Genomic DNA, 6,015 nt, shown 5'->3' on the forward strand with positions numbered 1-6,015 from the left:
GGGGATGTGGGGGCCACCGAGGGGCTTGCGCCAGGTGGATTGGCCGACACGGCCAACATGCCGAGCCTGATACCAATGATGCAGTAACGTTGTAACGCCGAGGCTAACCGCACGGCAGCACGCTTTCTGTGTTGCGGTGTGCCGACTTACCCGGGCGGTGGTGCAGCCACGGGACGACAAACAACTCGCCGGCTTGCCCGGCGGCCTTACAGCCTGCTTTCCAAGGCTGCGCGCCAATTTACACATAATGCTTTTATGCCTGAATTTGCCCAGCCGCCGCCAGCTTGCCTGGCGCTAGCGGCGTAACAAGTTCGCATAAATTTCATTATGTTACAGTTGGCGCAATACCCCCATGCATGGGGGATGGGGGTTGGTAGCAAAGCTCTTAAGCGCCCTGCGATGGAGGCGGACGGAGGTTTGATTGGCCATGACGTTTGCCGGGCAGGCTATCGAAGCTCTGCTTTGATACGCCTAGCCTGAACGGCGCTTTTTCGTGATGGCCAAGCAAAGCGGAGGAAGCCGGAATGCTGTCGCAGGGCGGCATTACTCTGAATAAAAGCCGCCTATAAACGCCAAAAATGTATTACATGTGTAATACATTGTAAATGATAAGAACATGAAAAAAATAGCAAATGTGAAATATCCTTATAATAAACAACCTATATCTCAATGACTTCTGCTACCATGCACTCACTTATTAACTCAATTGTATAAGGAAGTAGGCCATGACCACGGCGATCTTTATTGAGGATGCAGTACTGCCCCAACTCTTTACGTCAGCCATTGAAGCATATGAAATCGAACATAAGGCAACGCATCGCTCACGGGCCAAAGACAGAATAGAAACCTTCGGCCTTTTATGGGGACATATCATCCCAGAGAAAGGCGACAAGCCTGCACGTTGTGTAATTACCACTGCGACCATTGAAACCTCAGCCGTACGCGATTATGAGTCGGTAGACCCTAACTTTGAATCCATACAAAAGAAAAAGGCATTCTTCGAGCGTTACTGGCCTAACCTGGAGCTGATCGGAACATTTCATTCCCACCCTTATGATTCACTCGATGAAGTTAATAGTGAAATAGGGTGGCGGGCATCAGAAGAAGATGAAGAATTTTTTCCTTATATACATGAAGTGATCGCACCAGAACAAGATGAGATGGTGCATCTGATCCTGACTATCACCGAACTACAGCGCAACGGTTGGGCGTTCCCAAGCCGGTTGGCAAACAATGAAGAAAGTAAAGGCTTTGTACTGTCAGCAGAAAGACGTAAGCTCTGGCTGCGCGCCTATGCTTCATCGCATGCCGAAGATAACGGTGAAGCTTACTACTATCACCATGATGACGTGCACCTACAAGCGCCTTCACTAGAATGCCGATTCTTTGAGAACTAATATAATGCGGCAACAAACCCGTTGCCGCTTTCTATGAAAGCAATCAGTAAAGTACTACAAATGTAATACATTAAAACTCTAAATGCTTTGATTTAAAAACTTCTATTCTATGGTGCTCTAGATAAAACTTCTGTTCATCCGTAAACGAACCAACATTCATTGGGTAAGAAACTGCCCAAGATTTTAGGACATCGATAACGGGAGGTTCAGCAACTAACAGCTCACCATCATCAGCAAAAGAAATCCAGCCGCGATCAAATAGACGGTCGATATGCGGTGAAAGCAAGAAACCATTGTAGCCATCAAGCTTTTCGGTATTTGATGAATCGCACCAAGGTTTACTGTGGCTAGCAACTAAAAAGCGTTTATCCGCTAACCCTGTAACGCGACAACGAGACTCTATCTGCTCCAAATTTCGACGATACTTACCTTGCCCTCGTCGAGACTTAACGAGTTGTTCTTTTTCAGTTTGAGTCAAAGATGTATCTTGCTCAAGTTGCTGCAAAGCAGCACTCTCTTTTTTCTCTACCTTCTCATCAATGCCGATAACAACATGTGCTTCTGTTTTGTCTTGTCCTGCGAGCATGAAAAGAACTTGAGCTAACTCAGCAGAAACACTAGCCAAATAACAGCCTTGGTTACCATTACCGTTTTTTTGAATAGGAGAGTACTTTGCTGGTAATAGAGGCTCAATTTTATCGATATGGTCTTTGGCACGAAAGGGCTTGTCTAACATGGTCCATTTCACTTTGACTAACCATCCTTCATCGTCCCAATAGTCACCCTTATTACCAAACTCGCTCGGTTTTGCTGAAGAGCAACATGCCTCTACAACTTCACCTATCGCTTTCACCTCAGCATATGCAAAAGAGAAGACAGTATCGCCTACCGCAGTACGAGGCATATTGTCGTAGCTATGGTTTTTGGCCCCGTTAGTATTCTTTTTCGGCGACCAAATATAGCCACCGCGGATCTCCTCAGCATGAGTTTGTTTATGGTTAACCCACCAATACATTCCTGGCCTCGATATTTTGAAATAGATGATGACCGATCCTCACACATGAAAAAGGGGGGAGCAACCCATTGAACAGTAAAGGTGTAATTCGCTATGTCCATAAAGGTGTACCTTTGTGGACACATGGTCGAAAACATCACAGGAATGTTCACTTAGTCTTTTAATTATTTAATGCACATGTACAATAAAAAAATACATCTTAATGTACAAAAATAAGGGTAAATGGATGCATATCGGCTATGCGCGCGTCAGTTCGACGGATCAGACACTGGACACCCAGGTCGAGCAGCTCACCCACCTCGGGTGCGAGAAGCTCTTTTGCGAGCAGGCCAGCGGCAGGGACTCCGAACGTACCGAGCTGAAGGCGCTGATCGAGTATGCCCGCGAGGGTGACACAATCCATGTGATGAAGGTCGACCGCCTCGCCCGCAACACCATCGACGCACTGCAAATCGCCGACACTCTTGCCGCCAAAGGTGCAGGCCTCGTATTCCACGACCTCGGCAATGTCGACATCAACAGCGATGTCGGCCGAGTGATCTACACCACGATTTCGGCCTTTGCCGAGATGGAGCGCAAGCGCATCCTGCAGCGCTGCAACGAGGGAAGGGAGCGAGCAAGGGCGGAAGGGAAACACCTCGGCCGCTTCCCCGACGCCGAGCTGCACGGCAAGATACTCCGGCTCTCCGAGCAGGGGATGAACAAGCATGCCATCAGCAAGCAGCTTGGCTGCAGCAGGACAACAGTTTACAAAGTATTGGATATGGATAATTTTGTCTGGAATGATTTCGGAATACTGTCCGACGTAAGCAAGTCAGACACTATGGTGTTTGTCTGCAACAGCCGGGGCGAACAGCGGAAAATGAGTATCACCAAGTACAAAGACAGTGCCTTCGAGGTTTTTGAAAAAGCTCAGTCACTAAAGGGCAAACCGGTGCAGCTCCGTACCAGCCAGAACACGGCGGGGTGGAGCACCAATGAATGGTTCAGCGGGATTGAGCTGTCATGAGTGAATTAGAAGGGCTACTGGCCGGCACCGTAGGGTTGGTTTGCTTATTGTGGGCCTACCACGCACACAAGAAAAATAGTGAAATAGCAGCACTGAAAAAGCAGCTGGATATCATTTCTGTACCTCCCAAAGAAAAAAAAACGGAGGCAGAACCTCCGGCTCCAAAGCATCCTCGTAGAGCACAGTCACCGGCTGTCCGCCAGTTGCTGGAAAGGACGCTGGAAAAAGACAAGCCAAATCCACAGCCGAAATCCCGTATCCCTAGCCCTTGGGAGATAGATATACCTGAACAGTCGGGAGCATCCAAACCAAAAAAGCCGCACTATGATCCGAATGTCTGGAAGGAGGTTGGTGGCAAGCTGGTACTGAAAGATAAGTCTGATGAAGCTAGCCGCAGACGGGAAGCGTCAGTGAAATCAGCACAGGCCACAATCCCCAGAAGACCTGTTTGCCTGCCTCCCAGTTCGCTAGTTGTCCATAGTGATACAAGGGACTAGTTGCATTCATAACATTGAACAATACAGATAAAAACGCTCCTTATAGGGACGTTTTTATTTCATATGGTTCGACTCGAAAAGACTCTGTAAATCACCCTCAAACCGTCACAAACTTTCAAATGCTATCAGGCACAAATCACTTTATCATCTATGTAAAATGCCGCCTACGAGCTTCTGAGGAGCTAGAAAAGGCAAAATCAGGGGTGACATGGAGTACTTAACATAATAGGCACTTAGCGTACCGAATTTTAATGTGACGATATAAAAGTGGGATTAAAAGAATTTCGTTAGAGTTGAGCTGCCTATCGGCATTGGAGCTACTATCGATCGACGTACCAATTTACGAACAAGATCAGTTTTCCAGTGTTACTGAGGTTGGTACTAGAGTAGCCTTTTAGGCGTGCTAAAGTCCACGGTTCTACACGTACTTATCCGGTTTTTGGGATATGGGATTAAGTATACAAATGTGGTTGTTATATTAAAGCGCGCTAACCCATTATAAAATAAGGGTTAAAGCATTAAAATAAGGCTAAGGCGACATAGTGCATTCGCAATACTCATCTTAGAATCTGTGTAAATTTATGTGCCCATATCCCAATATTCTTGTCGGGTACAGCCTGTATATAGGGGATTCAGCAGCTGAATTGTCAGGTTCTTGTTGTCTATGTAAGTACTCAGTCTTTACTTTCAATATTTCTTAACGTCAATGGCTCAAGACGTCATGATCTCTTGAGGCTATCTCTGAAATTAGACTTAAATAGAACCAAATCTTATCGAGCTACGCCAAGAAAAATTAAGCATCACTAATATGCCAAGAAAAACTGAGCATCCCCAAATCTTATCGAGCTATGCCAAGAAAAATTGAGTTCGACCAAATTTAATAGATTCACACAGTAATGCTCTATTTTTACCTGCGATCTATTTTGAGAAAAAAAACAACTTTTACAGGGTTTATTTTTTTTATTTATTGATTTTATAATGGTATTTGTTTTTTCTTGCGATCCATATTTCAGCCGTAGATAGGTTTAGCTGTTGTTTGAGGTACTGAGTTAAGATCAAGATCGGGTTTGCTTCTATGGTTTGATCTCTGATCATTCAAAAATAATCTACATGCCTGTTTTGTAAGTTAAAAAAAGCCGTGCAAAACTGTTTTTTTGGCTGATTGTGTTTATCGACGTTCTGTTAAAGAACATAGCCACCATTAAGCGGAAAGTGTCCCTGGTCCCTGGACACTATCTGTTTCCCGACCTAGAGATAGAAAATTGGATAAAGCTGTTTCTTTAAAAAACAATGACTTTGTCACGTGGTAAGTTTTTATGTTTATGATTTTATTGAAACTAACAGTTTTACTCGTGAGCTAGGAGTCAGCCGTACAAATGTAGACGTTCTGAGTTAAAAACATGATCGGGTTTGTTCTTAACGACGACTGGATAGTGAACCATTCCAAAATTTGAAATTAGGTTGCCCTATAGATATTAACTGCAGACGGTTTCACACGTGAAACTTTTTGGTCTTAGACCATGCTTTGACCGTTACATGATCACGTCCGTTCGTCGCTGATTCAACATAACAGCCACTTAGCGCACCGCGCTGTTTAGGCTTAGCTAATAAGGTAGCCCCATAGGAGGGGGGAGCTGAACACCTAACTTAGGTAAAACTTGTTTTGCTAACCAGCTATCCCTCCGGAGACAATGATTTCATAGATTGCGGGAGGAAATGTTATGACTTACTTGATTGATCTTTTTGAGTGTATTAGTGAGATGCCAGATGAGCGTTTTTACCCATGCTTGTTAGTTATGGGGATGCTCGGAATGGCGTATATATTGACCAAATCAGACACGAACAAGTACAAGCCCCGCTTTACCCTCTCGTACATATTTAATTAAACAAGGAGGTATCTATGTCTGCATTAGATCCGGAACTAATTTATGCTATTGCTGCTTTGGTTTGCGCATTGGCAAAATTAGTTCATTGTAGTGGCATAGTTAATTTGGCCACCTGATAAGAGGTGATATCATCGCCTCAGAAGTTAACAGGTGACGCAATGACAAAACGCAGTAGAAGAACATTTAGCCCCGAGTTTAAACTTGAAGCCGC

At 44.9% G+C, this 6,015-nt stretch carries 4 protein-coding genes and 1 pseudogene; 3 read left to right on the forward strand and 2 right to left on the reverse strand.

The window, feature by feature from the left end; genetic code table 11:
• A partial coding sequence (locus C9J03_RS26940) for a hypothetical protein (RefSeq protein WP_211300777.1) occupies window positions 1-246 on the reverse strand: 246 nt, incomplete at its 3' end.
• A 479-nt stretch (window positions 247-725) separates the two neighbouring features.
• Here C9J03_RS26940 and C9J03_RS26125 point away from each other — a divergent pair.
• Complete coding sequence (locus C9J03_RS26125) at window positions 726-1,397, forward strand: hypothetical protein (protein WP_107291801.1); 672 nt, start codon at window positions 726-728, stop codon at window positions 1,395-1,397.
• A 70-nt stretch (window positions 1,398-1,467) separates the two neighbouring features.
• Here C9J03_RS26125 and C9J03_RS26130 read toward each other — a convergent pair whose 3' ends face one another.
• Window positions 1,468-2,412: an HNH endonuclease gene (locus C9J03_RS26130; RefSeq protein ID WP_107291802.1), complete on the reverse strand. Its 945-nt coding sequence runs from the start codon at window positions 2,410-2,412 to the stop codon at window positions 1,468-1,470.
• A 226-nt stretch (window positions 2,413-2,638) separates the two neighbouring features.
• Here C9J03_RS26130 and C9J03_RS26135 point away from each other — a divergent pair.
• Both C9J03_RS26135 and C9J03_RS26140 read left to right on the forward strand, forming a co-directional pair.
• Window positions 2,639-3,175 (forward strand): annotated as a pseudogene (locus C9J03_RS26135) (recombinase family protein); the annotation flags it as partial.
• Between the two features lie 242 nt (window positions 3,176-3,417).
• Complete coding sequence (locus C9J03_RS26140; protein ID WP_107291804.1) at window positions 3,418-3,918, forward strand: hypothetical protein; 501 nt, start codon at window positions 3,418-3,420, stop codon at window positions 3,916-3,918.
• The last annotated feature ends 2,097 nt before the right edge of the window (window positions 3,919-6,015 follow it).

The sequence above is a fragment of the Photobacterium gaetbulicola genome (assembly GCF_003025515.1).
Lineage (GTDB): Bacteria > Pseudomonadota > Gammaproteobacteria > Enterobacterales > Vibrionaceae > Photobacterium > Photobacterium gaetbulicola.

What these genes read in the sequence shown, in the direction of transcription:
- C9J03_RS26130 (WP_107291802.1), bottom strand. Translation starts at nt 2,412, where the DNA reads ATGTATTGGTGGGTTAACCATAAACAAACTCATGCTGAGGAGATCCGC.
- C9J03_RS26125 (WP_107291801.1), top strand. Translation starts at nt 726, where the DNA reads ATGACCACGGCGATCTTTATTGAGGATGCAGTACTGCCCCAACTCTTT.
- C9J03_RS26140 (WP_107291804.1), top strand. Translation starts at nt 3,418, where the DNA reads ATGAGTGAATTAGAAGGGCTACTGGCCGGCACCGTAGGGTTGGTTTGC.